This is a genomic window from Kitasatospora aureofaciens, from assembly GCF_019192735.1.
Classification (GTDB): domain Bacteria; phylum Actinomycetota; class Actinomycetes; order Streptomycetales; family Streptomycetaceae; genus Kitasatospora; species Kitasatospora aureofaciens_A.
In genome coordinates this window covers 208,585-225,997 of the sequence record NZ_JAHTKP010000004.1, presented here as the reverse complement: position 1 = coordinate 225,997, position 17,413 = coordinate 208,585, and the positions used below count along the sequence as shown (strand labels likewise).

15 protein-coding genes are annotated in these 17,413 nt (G+C 71.8%); 6 read left to right on the top strand and 9 right to left on the bottom strand.

Annotation, left to right across the window (positions count from 1 at the left end):
- Positions 1-74: 74 nt before the first annotated feature.
- From KV557_RS06665 to KV557_RS06655, 3 genes are all read right to left on the bottom strand, one after another.
- Complete coding sequence (locus KV557_RS06665) at positions 75-953, bottom strand: SGNH/GDSL hydrolase family protein (protein WP_218198795.1); 879 nt, start codon at positions 951-953, stop codon at positions 75-77.
- A 198-nt stretch (positions 954-1,151) separates the two neighbouring features.
- Positions 1,152-2,390 carry a DUF2207 domain-containing protein gene (locus tag KV557_RS06660; RefSeq protein ID WP_218198794.1) on the bottom strand — a complete coding sequence of 413 codons (1,239 nt, stop codon included), beginning with the start codon at positions 2,388-2,390 and terminating at the stop codon, positions 1,152-1,154.
- A gap of 427 nt (positions 2,391-2,817) precedes the next feature.
- A complete protein-coding gene (locus KV557_RS06655; RefSeq protein ID WP_218198793.1) occupies positions 2,818-3,279 on the bottom strand; it encodes an ATP-binding protein in 462 nt (153 codons plus the stop codon).
- 140 nt (positions 3,280-3,419) lie between these two features.
- On the opposite strand from KV557_RS06655, the gene KV557_RS06650 reads away from it, so the two are divergent.
- From KV557_RS06650 to KV557_RS06640, 3 genes are all read left to right on the top strand, one after another.
- Positions 3,420-4,292, top strand: coding sequence for a helix-turn-helix domain-containing protein (locus KV557_RS06650; RefSeq protein ID WP_218198792.1), 873 nt, complete (start codon positions 3,420-3,422; stop codon positions 4,290-4,292).
- A 2-nt stretch (positions 4,293-4,294) separates the two neighbouring features.
- Positions 4,295-4,480 carry a DUF397 domain-containing protein gene (locus KV557_RS06645; protein ID WP_218198791.1) on the top strand — a complete coding sequence of 62 codons (186 nt, stop codon included), beginning with the start codon at positions 4,295-4,297 and terminating at the stop codon, positions 4,478-4,480.
- A gap of 61 nt (positions 4,481-4,541) precedes the next feature.
- A complete protein-coding gene (locus tag KV557_RS06640; protein WP_218198790.1) occupies positions 4,542-4,778 on the top strand; it encodes a DUF397 domain-containing protein in 237 nt (78 codons plus the stop codon).
- 35 nt (positions 4,779-4,813) lie between these two features.
- Here the strand turns inward: KV557_RS06640 and KV557_RS06635 are convergent, their stop codons facing one another.
- Together KV557_RS06635 and KV557_RS06630 are read right to left on the bottom strand one after the other, a co-directional pair.
- Positions 4,814-5,380, bottom strand: coding sequence for a DinB family protein (locus KV557_RS06635; RefSeq protein ID WP_218198789.1), 567 nt, complete (start codon positions 5,378-5,380; stop codon positions 4,814-4,816).
- Between the two features lie 192 nt (positions 5,381-5,572).
- Positions 5,573-6,337 carry an alpha/beta hydrolase gene (locus KV557_RS06630; RefSeq protein WP_218198788.1) on the bottom strand — a complete coding sequence of 255 codons (765 nt, stop codon included), beginning with the start codon at positions 6,335-6,337 and terminating at the stop codon, positions 5,573-5,575.
- 600 nt (positions 6,338-6,937) lie between these two features.
- Here KV557_RS06630 and KV557_RS06625 point away from each other — a divergent pair.
- Positions 6,938-8,935 carry a putative Ig domain-containing protein gene (locus tag KV557_RS06625; protein WP_256177013.1) on the top strand — a complete coding sequence of 666 codons (1,998 nt, stop codon included), beginning with the start codon at positions 6,938-6,940 and terminating at the stop codon, positions 8,933-8,935.
- 122 nt (positions 8,936-9,057) lie between these two features.
- Here KV557_RS06625 and KV557_RS06620 read toward each other — a convergent pair whose 3' ends face one another.
- The 4 genes from KV557_RS06620 to KV557_RS06605 form a co-directional block, all read right to left on the bottom strand.
- Positions 9,058-10,161, bottom strand: a complete 1,104-nt coding sequence (locus KV557_RS06620; protein WP_218198787.1) for a hypothetical protein — start codon at positions 10,159-10,161, stop codon at positions 9,058-9,060.
- Between the two features lie 58 nt (positions 10,162-10,219).
- Positions 10,220-10,954, bottom strand: a complete 735-nt coding sequence (locus tag KV557_RS06615; protein ID WP_218198786.1) for a TIGR03943 family putative permease subunit — start codon at positions 10,952-10,954, stop codon at positions 10,220-10,222.
- Positions 10,951-11,967 (bottom strand): permease, encoded by a 1,017-nt coding sequence (locus KV557_RS06610; RefSeq protein ID WP_218198785.1) that lies wholly within the window; start codon positions 11,965-11,967, stop codon positions 10,951-10,953. Before KV557_RS06610 ends, KV557_RS06615 begins: the two co-directional genes overlap by 4 nt.
- 181 nt (positions 11,968-12,148) lie before the next feature.
- Positions 12,149-15,328 (bottom strand): bifunctional cytochrome P450/NADPH--P450 reductase, encoded by a 3,180-nt coding sequence (locus tag KV557_RS06605; protein ID WP_218198784.1) that lies wholly within the window; start codon positions 15,326-15,328, stop codon positions 12,149-12,151.
- A gap of 158 nt (positions 15,329-15,486) precedes the next feature.
- Here KV557_RS06605 and KV557_RS06600 point away from each other — a divergent pair, with 158 nt between their 5' ends.
- Entirely contained in the window at positions 15,487-16,164 is a 678-nt protein-coding gene (locus KV557_RS06600) for a LuxR C-terminal-related transcriptional regulator (RefSeq protein ID WP_218198783.1), read from the top strand.
- Positions 16,165-16,245: 81 nt separating this feature from the next.
- Positions 16,246-17,412, top strand: a complete 1,167-nt coding sequence (locus KV557_RS06595) for a CopD family protein (protein ID WP_218198782.1) — start codon at positions 16,246-16,248, stop codon at positions 17,410-17,412.
- Position 17,413 lies beyond the last annotated feature (1 nt).

The following is a 17,413-nucleotide window of genomic DNA, read 5'->3' as shown; positions in this document are numbered from 1 at the left end:
CTGCCGCACCGCTGGAACCAGCTGCTCGGCTTTTTGGGCCTGAAGTCGGCGGGGCCGACTTCCCACTCCTCCCGTCAGCGCAGGTGCAGGGCTGCCATCGTCCGGTCGGCCATCTTCGACTCGCCCAGTGGGTTGGGGTGGACGAGGGCCAGGCTGGTGCTGAACAGCAGCGGTTCGATCCAGCGGGTGCCGATCGGCGCGCAGGCGTCGTGGCCCTCGGAGGCGGTGGCCATGTCGACGAAGACAGCCCCTGTGGCGGCTGCCTCCTGCTGGACGACCCGGTTGAGGTGGCCCTGCAGGGCGCGCAGGTAGGGGACGTCGCCCGAGGCCACCGGCATCTTCGGGTAGCAGGACGGGTCGGCGGTGGCGGGCACGATCCACGGGTAGCCGAGGATCGCGACCTTGGCCCGGGGTGCCTTGTTCTTGACGGCCCGCAGGGCGGCCTCGACGGCGGGGCGGGTCTTCGACTCGATCGCGTCGTCGAAGGTGCTCCCGTACACGTCCTTGCACGGGCTGCCGTAGCCGGCGGTGAGGACGCCGAGGCTGCCGCAGGCGAGGATCGAGCTGATGAAGGTGTTGTTGTCGTTGCCGCCTATGGTCATCGTCACGACGTCGGTGCCAGGCCCTACGGCATCGAGCTGCGGCGCCACGCCGAGGTACTGCGACCCGGCGAAGTCCTTGGTCTGCGCGCCACCGCAGCTGACGTCGGTGAGCCGCGCGCCGATGCGGCCGGCGATGACGTGCGCGTAGTTCTTCGTCGACCGGGCGCAGAGCAGCGGGGCGGACGGGTCGAGAGGGAAGTTCCCGGAGGCGGCGCTGTAGCTGTCGCCCAGGGCAACGTAGGACAGGTTCGCCGCGGAGGCCGGGGTCGCCCCGGTGAGGGCGAGGGCGGCGGCGGTACCAGTGGCAACGGCGACGGCGGACAGACGGGTTGCGGCAGCGCGGAACGGCATCGGGCGCTCCTTCGGATGTGTCAGGCGCAGGTGGGGGAAGCCGCCCGTCCGGAGCTGTTGGGGGATGCCGGGTGGGGGCGGCACGAAGTGCGGCGCCGGCTCAACTCCCCCGCTCGTGGCGGGGTTTCGCTGGCATGTCCTTGAAGTTACCGACGGGTTAGACAGCGCGTCAATAACGAGGACAGGACCGGCGATCCGTCAGATCTGAGAGGAGCCCGGCGTGATCAACCCCCTCAGGTTCCTCCAGCGCGGGCTGTACACCACCCGGACGCGGTCGCCGACCGCCACCTGCGCCCACTGCTGCCGGTCGACCTTGAAGGACCACGCCTGCGCCCGCTCGCCGTCGTCGAACGCGCAGTAGTACACCGTCGTGGTCTGCGACTGCGCCGCACGGTGGATGCCGGTCCAGCGCCGCACCACCACCGCGTCGAAGGCCTCGCACTCGGGCAGGGCGCAGATCCGGCGGTAGGCGGGCACCCAGAAGCCGAAGAGGACGGCGAAGAGCGCGACGGGGATCGCGGCGGCGACCGGGCCGATCGCGGCCCCCAGGATGATCGCGGGCACCACGGCCGGGATGGCGAGCATCACGAGGGCGCCCGGTTCACCCCAGAACGGCGGCACCGGCGGCGCGCCCACCTCGACCACGCGCCACCGGCCCCCGAACGAGGACCAGGCCTGGTTCTCCGGCAGCGTCTCCACTGCGGGCGCGGGTACGTCCGCCGTGGGCACGTCCGCCGTGGGCTCGGAGGCCCTGCTTTCGGTTCCGGCGGTGCGCCACCACTCGGCGGCCTTGCGGCCCGGCTCGGGGAGAGCGGGCGAGGCCGTGCCGTGGTCGATCGGGATGTAGAGGAAGATGAGGCTGAGGACGGCGAGAAGAACGTCGAGGACGAGGGGCATGCCGATCCGGTAGTAGAGGTAGACGAGCGCGAGTCCGGTCAGCCCCAGTGCCGACGACTCGGCCGCCTTCTCGACGCGGTCCGGCTTCGGCCAGAGCACGCCCAGTGCGACAGCTTCGCTCCGGACGTCCGCCTCGAACTCCTGCCACCAGCTCCCGAAGTCCTCCTTGTCCGGGCCGAGTGCGGAGGCCGGCATCCACTCGGAGCCGCCCTGGCGCTGCTCGACCTGCCGGAGCAGCAACCGCTCGCACTCCCGCAACGGGCCGTCGCACGCCCCTTCGACCGCCGCGACGACGAGGCCGCCGCTCTCCGAACGGGCGGTGCGGAGGCGGCCGGCTGCGGCCAGGTCGAGGGCGACGGCAACGATGGCGCCCGTGGGGAGCTTCCCCTCGCCGAGCAGCAGTTGCACCACGGCGGGCGGGAGCTCGTCGGCGGGCGGCGCGGGAGGGAGGGCAAGGCGCGAACGCCGACGCCTGAGCGCCAGGCGGACGACCGTGCAGAGCAGGATGCAAGCCATCACGAGAAGCAGTGGATTGTCCATCCGAGCAGCATCGAGCTGGTCTGATGCAGTGTCAATTGCCGTGCAAAGGCGGAGAAACGGGATTGACCCGGCGGCCCGCTGCTGTGGGGGGGTAGCGAGCGGACCGCCGGGGCGTACCGGCCGGAAGGGGAGAACCGCCGGCACGGTGGGATACGAACGCGCTCGGGGCAGCCCCATCTTGCAAGCCCCAGACCCTCGCTGCAGACCCTCCAGCCGCGACGAGGGCCGCGCTCGTTCCCACGCCTTGGAGACCCTGGCCGGTCTCGCGGATAACACTTTTCTTCAGCGATTGGCGGGAGGGCTGGTCGGGGCGGGTGGCGGTGGTGATCGGTGATGGCGATGGGCGATGGGGTAGGCCCAGGCGATGAGGGCGAGGAGGAGAGTGAAGGGGAGGACGGTGTAGGTGGCGGCGCTGGCGGGGGTGACGTCAGGACGCATCGGCGGCGGGGAGGTCGAGTTCGGTCCAGATGGTCTTGCCGTTGGGGTGGCGCGGGATGGTGCCCCAGCGGTCCGCGAGAGCGTTCACGAGGGTGAGGCCGCGGCCGGACTGGGAGTTGGGGTTGAGTCTAGCGGGCAGGACGGGGAGGCGGTCGCCCCGGCAGTCGGAGACCTCGATACGCAGGGTGGTGGTGCCCCGGCGCGCGGAGGTGGTGACGGAGAGGTGCAGCTCGAAGCCGCGCCCCGGAACGCGTCCGTGCGTGATCGCGTTGGCGGCGAGCTCGGCGACGATCAGGAGGGCGGCGTAGTACGGCTCGGTGTGGCTGAAGTTGAGCCCCCAGGCGGTGAGTTGACGCCTGGCGATCCGCCGGCCGATCGCCGCGCCCTTGGGAGAGGCGGCGAGGACGGAGGTGTGGCGACGGGGGTTGTCGAGAGACGTTTCGGACTTCATGGACCAAAGCGTGGACTCTGCGACGTACGCTGACCATGAACTCGGCGAGCACGGAGAGTGCTTGTGCGAGTGCCGAGGGTTGGCTTGTCGGGCGGCCCGGATCAATCGGTCGAAAGCGCAGCAAGGGGCGGGTGATTGCCATGGGCAGCGTCGAGAAGACGGTCTTCGACGACGGCGAGACGGCGGAGAACTCCGACGGGGTCGCGGAGTTCTACAGCGCGATCGGGAAGCAGATCAAGATCTTCCGCGAGCGGGCCGGCCTGACGCAGCGCCAGCTGGCGGAGAGGATCGGGTACAGCGAGGACATGGTCGGGGCGATCGAGCGCGGCACCCGGACTCCGAGGGTGGAGTTTCTGACGGCGGTGGACGAACTGCTCGGCGCCGGAGGGATCTTGAAGGCGGTCGCGGATGACGTGATGAGGGCGAAGATCCGGGTGAGCACGCGTCACCCCGCCTTCTCCAAGGCCTTCACGTACGAAGAGGCCAGGGCCATCGAGATCCACGACTACAGCACGATGGTGATTCCAGGCCTGCTCCAGACGGAGGCCTACATCCGCGCGCTGTACGAGATGCGCCGACCGCTGCTCTCTGGCGAGCAGATCGACGAGTGGGTGGAAGCGCGACTGGCACGGCAGGAGATCCTCGCGAAGTGGCCGCTGCCAGTCATCAGTTGGGTGATCGACGAGAGCGTCCTGAGGCGCCCGCTGGGAGGCTGGGACGTGCAGAAGGAACAGCTCGAACACCTGCTCAAGGTGGGGCAGATGCGAGGACCTGAGCTTCAGATCATGCCGCTGGCCCGCATGTCACACGCTGGCATGGGGGGATCGTTCATCCTGCTCACGCCCAACGGCAGCCCCCCTATTGGGTATGTGGCAGCACAGCACGTCAACCGGCTGATCACCGACCCGGTGGAGGTACGTAATATGGCCGCACGGTACAGCAGTATCCGAGCCCAGGCCCTGAGCCTGAGCGAGTCCCTGGCCCTGATCGAGCAGATTCTGGGAGAGCGGTGAGCATGGCCGAGTTGGCATGGTTCAAGAGCAGTCACAGCACCAACGAAGACGCAGCCTGCATCGAAGTCGCCGAGACGCCCGGCGTCGTTCACGTTCGCGACTCGAAGGACAAGAGCGGCCCGCAGCTGGCGTTCGAGCCGGCGGCGTGGAAGGCGTTCGTAGACTTCGCCGCGACCGCCGAGGTCTGAAACCGGCCTCCCGCTGGCCCGCCGCTTCCGAGCGTCGGGCCAGCGGCGTACCGTCAGAACCATGACCGACGAGCTGACCTGGTTCAAGAGCAGCCACAGCGGCAACGAGGGTGCCAACTGCATCGAAATCGCCTGGCGAAAGAGCAGCTACAGCACCAACGAAGGCGCAGAGTGCGTCGAGGTCGCCGAGACCACCACCGCCGTCCTCGTCCGCGACTCCAAGGACAAGGCCAGCCCGCACCTCACCTTCTCCCCCACCGCCTGGCAGGCCTTCGTCGACCTCGCCCGCACCCTCTAACCTCCGCCCGACAACCGGCCCTTGTACGGCTCAGGTCACTGGCCCACCCTTCCGTCGATGCACTCGCGCAACAGGTCGGCGTGCCCGCAGTGGCGGGCGTACTCGTCGATCCTGTGCACCATCAGCTCCCGAACTGCGATCCTGCTCTTCCCCACACGCGCGCTCAGGTCCGGGTGCTCGGCGAGCGCAGCGTCGGTCGCGGCCTGCTCGCGCTCCAGATCGCCGAACGCAGCGTCAACCACGGCCTGCTCGGCGACAGCCCCGTCGAAGTCCGCGTCGCGCTTGCCGTACAGCTTCGGCAGCGGGTCGCCGTCGGTGATCCAGTTGCGCCAGTCCCGTTCCACCTCGGCGAGGTGCCGCACCAGGCCGAGCAGCGACATCGTCGACGGCGGGACCGACCGACGGACCAGTTGCTCCGCATCAAGGCCCTCGCACTTCATCCGCAGGGTCATGCGGTAGTTCGTCAGGAAGTCCTGCAGCGTCGCAAGCTCGCCGTCCGGACTGTTTTCGCTGTTGCGGGGGTCGTCATCCGGATCGGCCCACATGTCGCGGTAGACGGTTGCCTGGCTCCATCGCGCGGGTTGGTCACTCATGCGTTGCATGCTCGCCCGTAACGGCCCAAGATCGCTACTGAGTTACGAAGCCCTCCAGGACGCCGGGCCGGTACGCCGGACAGGACCCAACCCCCGCCCGACAACCGGCCCTTGTACGGCGCAGGGCCCACCCCCGTACGGTCCGGGGGCGCAGCAGGCACCGGCGCCCGGCTGGTGGCCGGGCGCCGATACCCCGTCACGTCAGGCCGATGGCGTGGCGGCCCGGGTGAGGTGGCGGGCGAAGAAGTGCACAGCGCTGTCGGCCTCGAACCTGGGCAGTTCCTTGTGCCGGCCCGCGTTGGCGTGCAGCGTCTTCTCCTTCGAGGCGAAGGCGTCGAACAGCGCGAGCCCGGCCTCGCGCGGGATGTGCTCGTCGTCCCACTGCAGGTCGAACTCGATCGGGATGGTGATCTGCTTCGCCTTCTCGACCAGGACATCGGGCCAGTGCTGGCCGAAGACCGCGGCGGTGATCCTGGGTTCGATCGCCACGAACGGCACCCCGATCGCGGTGCCCATGTTGAGGCCGAAGTAGCCGACCGGGCCGTCGGCGCCGATCTCCGGAAGTGCCTGGAGGGCGTCCAGGGTCGCCTGCCACTCCGGCACCGCACGCTCCGCCAGGTGAGCGTTGTAGCGGACGACGATCGGGCCGACCGGCTCGCCCGCCGCCATCGTCCGCTGCATCACGGCGATCTCTTGCTCGTCGTGCGCCGTGAGCGGCCGGCCGCCGTGACCGGGCGCGTCGATGGTGGCGACGTTGAAACCGCACTTGGTCACGAGGCGGTGTGCCCGCCCCGTCATGGCCGGTGACTTCCTGTGGTTGCCGCCGCCGTGCCCCATCAGCACCAGGGGCGCGCGATCGGCGCCGGATGCCGGCGACCAGAGCGCGCCGGTGATCTCACCCACGGTGAAGTCGCGTTCGATGACACCGTTCGACGATGTCTCAGCAGTGAACTGTACAGAATGCATGGGTTGTTGCCCTTCGGGAGTGCCTTGTTGTCAACGGCGCTCCCGGGCGACGCTACGTCAGCCGCCCGACCGTGAGGGAAGAGGGAGCACCCATATGCCTACAGCGTTCACGGGTCTCACCTCCTTGCACGACGTCACGATCTTCAGAACGGGACACTACCAGCGGAGTGTCAGCGCGCCCAAGCCCTTTTTCCTCAGAGGAGGTCGGCCACGCCGACGTCCTGCTCCGGGCGGGTGCCGCCCCTCCAGCCGCCCACGCCGCCTCTGCTGCTCGGAAATTGATGGGCAACCCCTGGTAAAAGCAGCGAACGTGGCCTTGTAGCCCCCGACTGCCAGCCCTAACCTCAAGGCCGCAGCACTCGGCAACAACCCGATGTGGTGCGGTCCCTGACATGCGATCACATGTCATGAACCTGGCATTCCGTTCTCGTGAACGCCCAGCTCCCGTACAGCGCGAGCACACCGCCGGCCCGCGGCCGTCCCCATCGGCCGAGGCCGGCCAGCACCTGCCGAGATCCGTCAGCACGGGCCCGAGCCCGTACCGGCGAGAACCCCCTGCCGGCACCGGCTGCGCCCTCACCCCCACCGGAGGGTCGACTCTTGCGCTCCCACCTCCCCCGCAGCCCGCGGCTGCCCAGAGCCCGCAGACTGTCCGCCGCCCTGCCGGCCCTGGCCCTGGTGGCCACCGGCCTGCTCGCGGTCACCGCCCCCACGGCCACCGCGACCGACGCCGCGCCGCACTCCGCCGCGACCACCAAGCGGCTGTGCGCGGCCCCGAGCCACCCCGGCGAGATGGCCTGCCTCGCGCTCGCCCGCACCGACCTCGCCCAGCACGACCTGGCGCCGAACCTCACCCCGTCCGGGTACGGCCCGAGCGACCTGGCCTCCGCCTACAACCTGCCCACCTCGGCCGGTACCGGCGCCACCGTCGCCATCGTGGACGCCAACGACGACCCCAACGCCGAGTCCGACCTCGCCGCCTACCGCTCCCAGTACGGCCTGCCGGCCTGCACCACCTCCAACGGCTGCTTCAAGAAGGTCGACCAGCGCGGCGGGACGACCTACCCGACCGCCGACAGCGGCTGGGCGGGTGAGATCTCGCTCGACGTCGACATGGTCAGCGCGGTCTGCCCGAACTGCCACATCCTCCTGGTCGAGGCCGACAGCGCGACCATGGACAACCTGGGCACCGCCGTCAACACCGCCGTCAGCATGGGCGCCAAGTACGTGTCCAACAGCTACGGCGGCCCCGAGGACGCCACCGACACGACCTCGGACTCCAGCTACTTCAACCACCCCGGCGTCGCCATCACCGTCTCCTCCGGCGACTCCGGCTACGGCGCCCAGTACCCGGCCGCGTCCCAGTACGTCACCGCGGTCGGCGGCACCAGCCTCAACCGCGCCTCCAACGCCCGTGGTTGGAGCGAGACTGTGTGGGGCAGCAGCGCGGGCGGCAACGGCGCCGGCTCCGGCTGCTCCGCCTACGACCCCAAGCCGAGCTGGCAGAAGGACACCGGCTGCGCCAACCGCACCGTCGCCGACGTCTCCGCCGTCGCCGACCCGGCCACCGGCGTCGCCGTCTACCAGACCTACGGCGGCAGCGGCTGGAACGTGTACGGCGGCACCAGCGCCTCCTCCCCGATCATCGCGGCCGTCTACGCGCTCGCCGGCACCCCGGCCGCCGGCACCAACCCGGCCTCCTACCCGTACGCGCACCCGGGCTCGCTGAACGACGTGACCAGCGGCGCCAACGGCAGCTGCTCCCCGTCCTACCTGTGCACGGCCGGCGCCGGCTACGACGGCCCGACCGGCCTCGGCACCCCCAACGGCACCGCCGCCTTCACCTCCGGCGGCAGCACCGGCGGCAACACCGTCACCGTCACCAACCCGGGCTCCCAGACCACGGCCCAGGGCTCCGCGGTCAGCCTGCAGATCAAGGCCAGTGACTCGGGCTCCGGCCAGACCCTCACCTACAGGGCGACCGGCCTGCCCGCCGGGCTGTCCGTCAACTCCTCCACCGGCCTGATCACCGGCACCGCGAGCACCGCCGGCACCTCCACCGTGACGGTGACCGCGACCGACGGAACCGGCGCCGCCGGCTCCACGACGTTCAGCTGGACCGTCACCGGCAGCGGTGGCGGCTGCACCGCCGCCCAGCTGCTCGGCAACCCCGGCTTCGAGACCGGCACCGCCACGCCCTGGACGGCCACCGCCGGCGTCATCGACAACTCCAGCAGCGAGCCCGCCCACAGCGGCAGCTGGAAGGCCTGGCTCGACGGCTACGGAACCACCCACACCGACACGCTGTCCCAGTCGGTGACCATCCCGGCCGGCTGCAAGGCCACCCTGAGCTTCTACCTGCACATCGACACCGCCGAGACCAGCACCACCAACGCGTACGACAAGCTGACCGTCCAGGCGGGCTCCACCACCCTGGCCACCTTCAGCAACCTCAACGCGGGCGCCGGGTACACCCTGCGCAGCTACGACGTCTCCTCCCTCGCCGGCCAGACCGTCACCGTCAAGTTCACCGGCACCGAGGACAGCTCCCTCCAGACCAGCTTCGTCATCGACGACACGGCCCTCACCACCTCCTGACGCCCCAACCACAGGGAGCCGCGGGGTTCGCCCCGCGGCTCCTCCGCGTTCACGGGTCTCGGGACTGGGGTGTCGGGACGCTACGGTCCGACGACGGCGGTCCAGTTGGGCGCCGGGAATTGTCAGACACGCCCTTGGGCGCGAAGGTGGTTCAGGACGGCCGGATCCTGGGCGTCGAGCCAGTCGGCGAGCTGGCGGAAGGAGACGCAGCGCACCCCGTCGCGGTGGCAGAGGTCCTTCATCGTGGCTTCGGCGACCTGGAGTTGGGAACTGTTGCCGGGGTCGAGCCGGGTGTCGATCACGAGCGGCGCGCGGCTGCCGTGATAGCTCCGTTCGAAAGCGTTGAGGTAGGTCTGCTCGGTCTGGTCGGCCGAGAGCACCTCGCGAGCCCCAGAGGCGTCGGGGATCCGCTGGAGCGGGAAGTCCCAGATCCCGTCGGTCTGCGCCGGCCAGTGCTGAACGTCGCCCGGCGAGCCGGCGTCGTACCGCCAGCCGGCCTCCTTCTCCGCCGGGAGCAGGTTCTGCCGCCCCTCCAGGCACGGGGCGCGGCCGCCGACCAGCTCGGTCTGGTAGTCGAAGGGCAGCGGGGGGAGGTCGGTGAAGCCGGTCCCGGTCTTCCAGAAGTTCACCATCGAGTAGCCCTGGCCGATCTCGCTCTGCCAGTCGGCGGTCGACCAGTCGCGGCCGCCCTTCGGCCCGCAGAACTGGCCGATGAAGCCGTCGGCGATCTCGTCGCCCGCCAGCCACGCCTGGCCGAGCTGTTGCAGGGTCGCGCGGACCTGGGCGTCGGCGGGGAAGGGGACGGCGGCGGTACCGGCGTCGTGCTGCGGCGGCTGGTACTGCCAGCGCGCGGCGGCGGGAAGCAGGTCGATGCCGCGCAGGAAGAAGGTCACCTGGGCGCCGCTCGCCCCGGCCGCCAGGCGCGTGCGGGAGAACAGGTGGTTGTCGTCCTCGGTGGGGGCGTCGAAGGAGAAGACCACGAACTGCGGTGGCACCTCACCGGGCTTGAGCCTGGCCACGGGTGGCTGCGCCGGCTGCGGGCCGGTGTCGGAGGTCGAACCGTCGCCGAGCACGGTGACCGTGGAGCCGGCCGCCTCGGCGCGGGGTGTCGGCGAGGCGTCGGGGGCGGCGGGTGTGCTCCGGCGGTCCGGGGTGGCGGGCATGAAGGCGAGCGCGACGGCCACGCCCAGCGCGAGCAGCGCGGCGGTGCCGCGGTGGGATCCCATGCGTCCTCCGGTCCGGGCTGACGGGTGCTCGCTCAACGGGTGCTCGATCAAAGGGGGCTCACTCATACGGATCGCCCGGTTCGGTGATCCCGCGGACCCGGTCCGCCGTCAGGACGGGGACGGCGCTGTCCTGGCCGGTCCGCCCGTCCGGCTGCCAGTGCCCGGTCACCTCGACCCAGGCGCCCTTGGGCGGTGCGTCGCCGCCGCGGATCTCGACCTTGCTGGTCAGCGCGTCGGCGGCGCAGCAGGTGATGGTCAGCCGGGTGAGGTACCAGCCCCCTGCGCCGGCGGCGGGGGTGGCGAAGCCGGTGAGGACGACCTGCCGGCCCTTGAGCGAACCACCGGTGTCCCAGACGGCGCGGGCGTCGAAGTCGGCGAGCCGCATGGGGACCGGGCCGGTCGCGGGCAGCGGTGCGAAGCCGCCCGTCGCCGCTGCGGGCCTGACGGTGGTGCTGTCCGAGTGCTGCGCGGTGTAGGCGCCGAGCGCCTGGGGCTGGAGCAGGTAGATCGCGAGGACGGGCAGGAGCAGGAGCCAGGCGGTGCGGGGCGTGCCGTGGCTGTGCCCGTGGTGGGCGTCGTGCCCGCTGTGCCCGTCGTCGGTGGGCCGCAGCAGTTCACGAGCCGCGACGGCCGCGCCGACCAGGCCGACCACGACGAGCAGCGCGCCGCTCGCGATCAGGTACGGCCGCAGGCCCCTGCGCACGTACCGCAGATAGAGCTCGCTGAAGAGCGAGATGTGCAGCACCGCCGCACCGACCAGGATGTGCAGCAGCGCGCGGACCTCGCGGCTCACAGCAGCCACCAGCCGGTCAGGGCCGCCGCCGTCACGGCGACGGCGAACGTGGCGGCGGAGAAGCGCCAGGCGAAGGCCCGTCCGAAGGTGCCGGCCTGAAGGGCGATCAGCTTGGCGTCCACCATCGGCCCGACGACCATGAACGCCAGCTTGGCGGTGGTGGAGAAGCCGCTGAGTCCGGCCGCGACGAAGGCGTCCGCCTCCGAGCAGACCGCGAGCAGGACCGCCAGCACGGCCAGCACCAGGACCGAGACGCCGGGCAGCCCGGCCAGGTCCTTGAGCAGCCCGCGCGGCACGGCGACGTTGAGGGTGGCCGCCGTCATCCCGCCGATCACCAGGAAGCCGCCGGCGTGCAGGAAGTCGTGTTCCAGCGAGGCGCGGAAGGCCGCCCGGCCGGTCGGGCCGTCCGACGGTACCCGGGGCCTCAGCCACTCGGGCCGGCCGAACCGTGACCAGAGCAGCCCCATCACCACGGCGGTGGCGAGGGAGGCGAGAAAGCGTGCGGCCACCAGCTCGGGCTGCCCGCGGAAGGCGACGGCGGTGGCCACCAGGACCACCGGGTTGATGGCGGGTGAGGAGAGCAGGAAGGCCAGCGCGGCCGCCGGAGCCACCCCGCGCGCGATCAACCGCCCGGCCACCGGCACGGAGGCGCACTCGCAGCCGGGCAGCACCACCCCGGCCGCGCCGGCGATCGGCACGGCGAGCAGCGGGTTCCGCGGCAGCGCCCGCTCCAGCAGCCGGGCCGGGACGAACGCGGCGATCGCGGCCGACAGCACCACACCGAGCAACAGGAAGGGCAGCGCCTGCACGCAGACGGCGACGAAGACCGCCCCCCACGCCTCCAGCCACGCCGGGCCCGTCCAGCCGTCCAGGAAGCGGCGTCCGACCAGCACGGCCAGCATTCCGGCGACCAGCGCGCCGAGCGAGCCGCCCCGGAGGCGGGCGCGGCCCGCGGGGGCCGTGGGGACCGCGTCCGGGTTCGGCCGGGCCTCGACGGTGATCTCGTCAGCCATGGCGGCCGGACGCTCCTTCACTCGGCGTGCTGGGGTGAAGCCGCACCCCCGTGCGGCCGGGGGCGAGTCTAGGGGGTCACCTCTGCCATGCGTCCCCCAGGACGGGGTGGGCGGGCTTCCAGCCGTGAACGGCCGGAGCAGGAAGTCGGCCTGGCCGACTTCCTGCTCCAGGAACCGGGACTCAGCGAGCCGCGTAGACGTCCTCGACGTAGCGGCCGGCCTCGATCAGGCTCTGCAGCCAGGCCTGGGCCTGCTGCTCGTCGACGCCGGGGGTGTGGTGCAGGTAGAGCGAGCGGAATGCGGCGCGGACGCCCGGGGCCATGCGGGCACCGTCGCCGCAGACGTACACCTCTCCCCCGGCGTCCAGCAGCTCCCAGACCTCCGCGCCCTCGGCCGCGATGCGGTCCTGGACGAAGCGCCGGCCCTCGACCGGCGCCTCGCTGAAGGCGGGCCGCATCGAGACGGCGCCCGCCTGCTCGGCCGCGTGCAGCTCGTCGTGGTGGAGGTAGTCGGCGTCGGGCGCGTCGCAGCCGAAGTAGAGCAGGGCCGGGGCGAGTTCCACCGCGTCACGACGCAGCGTGCACCGGTCGGCGACCGCGCCGCGGAACGGGGCCAGGCCCGTCCCGGCCGCGATCATGATCACCGGGGTGGCGCGGTGGTCGATCCGGAACGCCTCCCGGCACGGCTGCACCCGCGCCAGCACGGTGTCCCCCTCCGCGACCCGGGCGAGGTAACCCGAGCCGGTGCCCCGGAAGGTGCCCCGGCCCGAACGGGCGGGGGCGCTGAGCACGGAGACCATCAGGTCGACGTGCGCGGGGTCTCCGCTGGGCGAGGACGAGATCGAGTAGTGCCGCGGCCGGATCGGCGGCAGCAGCTCCAGCAGCACCGGCCAGGTCAGGGCCTCCCGCAGGGCCGGGTGGTCCTCGATCAGGTCGAGCAGCGTGCGCGGGTCGTCGTCCGGCAGGGCCCGCAGCGCGGCCTGCTCGGGCGGGCACGGGTTGAGGGCGGCCAGCGCGGCCCGCTGCCCGGCAGTCGGGCGGTCCTGCAACTCGACGTGGTGGGTGAGGAGTTCGCGCACCGTCAGCGGCCGGTCCACGGCGAGGCCGTTGCGCCGGTGCGACACGACGGAGAGCACGGTGTCGGCGTCCGCGCCGAACAGCTTCGCGGCCCGCTCGACGAGGGCCGGGTCGTTGGCCGGCAGCACGGTGAGGTGGTCGGCGGTGCGGTAGTCGACCCCGTCGGGCAGGGCGAGCCGCACCAGCCGCTTCACCCGCGGGTACGCCGGGTCGGTGAGGCTGCCGACCGCCGTCACCGTCAGCGCGGTCATGCCGTGCCGCGCGGCCAGGGCGTCCAGCGGCCCGCCGACCACCTCGGTCACCGTGTACGCCGCCTCCGGCTGCCCGGACGCGGCGGCGGGGGCGTCCGTGTCGCCGTACCGCTCCAGCAGCAGAGTGCGCAGCGCCGTCGTGAACGCCCGGACCCCGCCCGCCAGATCGCCCGAGGCGTCGGCCTCGCCGGGGGCGAGCAGCCGGGTGCCGCCGAGGGCGGCGAGCCGCTCGTCGATCAGGGTCGGGATGCGCTGGTAGGTGGCGGCGTACGTCCGGTCGCCGATGCCGAGCACCGCGAAGTCCACGCCGCCGGCGGCCCCCTCCTCGGCCTCCTGGAGCCACCGGACGAAGGCCGCTGCGTCGTCCGTCGGCTGCCCGTTGTAGGAGGCGGCGGTGATCACCACGGGACGGTCGGTGGGCAGCCCGCCCGCGTAGGCGTCCAGCGGGGCGACGGCGGTGTCGCAGCCGAGTTCGGCCGCCGTCTCGGCCAGCTGCCGGGTGAAGTCGCGGGAGGCGCCGTAGTTGGAGCCGTGCAGGAACAGCACCCCGGCGCCCTGGCGGACCCGCCCGGGCAGTTCGGCGGCACGGGCGGCGGCACGGCCCGGCGCCTCGGTGGCGGCCGGGGGTACAGGCGTGCGCGGGGCGAGGGCGAGGGTGAACTCGTCCGGCTTGATCGTGAGCGTCTGCTTGATCGTCAGTTGGTAGTCGGCGTGGTCGATCAGCCGGTAGCGGTGGACCAGCATGCCGAGCAGCATCGTCGCCTCGTGCAGCGCGAACTGCCGTCCGATGCAGGCGCGTTCGCCGGTGCCGAAGGGCTTGAAGGCGTGCGGCGAGCGGACCGCCTCGACCTCCGGGTCGAAGCGGGACGGGTCGAACAGCTCGGGGTTGTCGCCCCAGGCCGGGTCGCGGTGCAGCATCGTGGTCGCCACCATGACGGTCTGCCCGGCGCGGAGCGGGATCCGGCCGCCGAGCAGGGTGTCCTCGCGCGCCTCGCGGCCGAACGCGGGGGCCGTCGGCCACAGCCGCAGCGCCTCGTTGAGCACCTGCCGGGTGTAGCGCAGCCGTCCGACGTCCTCGTACGACGGCTCCGGGTCGGCCTGGTCCCCCCAGAGCGCGTCCACCTCCCGCTGCACCTCGCGGAGCACGGCCGGGTGCTTGGCCAGGTAGTACAGCGCGAAGGACAGCGCGCCCGAGGTGGTCTCGTGGCCGGCGATCAGGAAGGTGATCACCTGGTTGCGGATGTTCTCGGTGTCCAGTCTGCTGCCGTCACCGGGGTGCACGGCGCCGAGCATCAGGCCGAGCAGGTCCTCGGCCGGACCCTCCTCGGGGCTCCCGGCGCGGGTGGCGATCACCTCGTCCACCACCGCGGCCAGGTAGTCGGCGTCCGCCCGGAACGCCGCGTCGCGCTCGCTGTGGTCGAGCTCCGGCGAGCGGATGATCTTCGTCATCGCCCACTCCAGGCAGTTGACCATCGCCTCGACGAAGGGATGCGGCTCGTCCCGCTCGAACGAGCCGAAGTCGAAGCCGAAACCGGCCAGGCCGATGGTGTCCAGGGTCATCCGGGTCATGTCGCCGGGCACGTCCACGGGCAGCCCGGCGGCCGAACTGCGGTCCCACGCGTCGATCAGGCGGCGGGCCACCTTCAGCATCACCGGGTGGTACGTGCGCATCGAGCCGAGCGCGAAGGCGGGCATCAGGATGTCGTGCGCCCGGGCCCAGCTGGGCTCGTCGTTGTACGCCGTGAAGAGGCCGTCCCCGGTGAACTCGCGGACGTTCACCAGGCCCGGTCCGATCGACTTGGTGAACCGCTCCTCGTCGGCCAGCTCGGTGACCAGGTCCAGGCCGCTGACCATCAGGAGGTCACGCCCGTGCAAACGCTGGACGAAGGCGGAGCCGTACTTCCGCGCCAGCTCGATGGTGCGCAGCACGGGGGCGGCGATCGGCGGCGCCGAGGAGATGTCGACCAGGGGGACGGTGTCCTCCAGGGGGGCGGTGGCAGTGGCGGCCCGCACGGGTTCCAGGGTGTCGGTCATGGGTGAATCGCCTTCCGTGGCAGGAGATATGTCGACGCTTTCCACTCTGCACCTGCGATGGATGGTGCCCACCCCCGGCGACTACATGATTGTGTAGTACCGGCACCGTCGAGAGCCTTGCCCACCGACCGTCAGATCTGCCCTGGAGGGGAACCGGCATGCAGCTGACCGACTGCGGTCCCGGCGCGACCACCTGGTACGACCGCGCCGTCGTCTGGCGCAATCGGACGCTGCGCCTGCTCGACCACATCCCGGTGCCGATCGCGGTGTGCGAGTTCGGCGGCCGGATCCTGATCGTCAACCGCGCGATGGCCGCCGAGTTCGGGTTGCTGACCGGGCAGTTGCACCACCGCAAGATCCTGGAGTTCTTCACGCTCCACGACAGGGCCACGCTCCAGGGGCTCGCCGAGGCCGTCCGCCTGCACCGGCGCTCGCAGTTCGCGGCCCGGGTCTCCTGGACGACCGGCGACGGCGCCGAGCGGCACGGCGAGATGACCGTCGCCCTGACCAGCGACACCCCCGAGGAGACCCCGACCTTGCTGCTCTCGCTGCGCACCCTCGACGAGCCCGCCGCCGCACCCGCCGCGCCGCCGGCCGTACCGCGCGCCGAGGTGAGCCCGACCGAGGCCCGCATCCTCGCTGCCGCCGCGCGGGGCGCCACCACGGCCCAGATCGCCAAGGAGATCGGCCTCACCCCGGACGGCGTCAACTACCACCTCACCCGCCTCACCCGGCGATGGCACGTCCCCAACCGCACGGCGCTGGTCGCCCGCGCGTACGCCACCGGCGTGCTGGCCGCGGACACCTGGCCCCCGGAGCCGGCCTGCATGGAGTGATCACCATGGCTCTACGCCGGGGTGACCGGTCGCCGGGGGACCGATGCGGTGGGGCGTCACTATTTAGGTTAGCCTTACCTCATGAGCACTGCCCTGTTGGCCGCGAACACGGCCGGATACGCCATGCCCCAGCTCTGGCGGATCCTCACCAAGACCGGCTACTTCCTCGGCCTCAGCGGGGCCATCGGCGCCACCGTCACCTACGCCACCACTGTCCGCCCGGCACTCCGCGCGCCGGAGAGCACGGCAGAGGACACCGCGGTTCTCCGTGGACGATCGGCGGCCTGCCTCGGCTGGGCCGGCGTGGTCCTGCTGGTCGCGGGCTACTTCCAGCTCGCGGCCCGCGTCGCCCGCGCCGGCAAGGGCATGCCGTTCGGCGATGCCCTCGGCCCGGGCCGGATATGGGACTTCCTGCGGGCGCCCGCCGCCAAGGGCGCCTGGATCGCCCAGGGCACGATCTACCTCGTCCAGAACGCGGTCCTCGTCGCGACGGCCGCCGCCCTGATCGCCCTGTTCGCGCCCGCCGCCCGACGTCACGTGGACCGGATCGCCCTCATCGCGCTGCCGCTCTCACTGGCGGTCACCCTGATCGCCGCCGTCCCGGCCACCGCCCCTGCCACCACCGATCAGTGGCTGAACATCCTCTTCGACCAGGCCCACATCGTCTCCGGCACCGTCTGGCTCGGCGGCCTCGCCCTGCTGGCCGTCCTGGCCGGCACGCGCAAGCGTCTCGGCGACGGCGCCGGCCTGCTCTGGGCCGACCTGTGGCGCCGCTTCGGGCTCGTCGCCATGGTCTGCGTCGCCGTCGTCGTCCTCTCCGGCCTCTGGCTGAGCTGGAATCACGTCGGCGGGATCTCCCAGCTGTGGACCACCGGCTACGGCATCGCCCTGCTCGTCAAGATCGTGCTCGTCCTCGCCCTCGTCACCGCCGGCGCCTTCAACCAGTTCTGGCTGATGCCCCGCATCGCCCGGGCTCGCCGGGCCGACGACAGCGCCTCACTGCTGCACCTGACGCTGCGGCACTTCCCCGCGGTGGTCTGGGGCGAGGTGGTCCTCGGGGTCGCCGTGCTCGCCGTCCTGCCGTTCATCTCCGGCTCGGCCCGTACCGAGGCCGGCAGCCCGAAGGCCGTCTCCTCCGGCACCGTCTTCGCCGGGGGCGCCGCCCTCACGCTGGCCCTGGTCCTCTCGCTCTACGCCACGGCCAAGGCCTCCGAGGCGTTGTCCCGGCGGCAGGCCGCCGCCGTCTGAC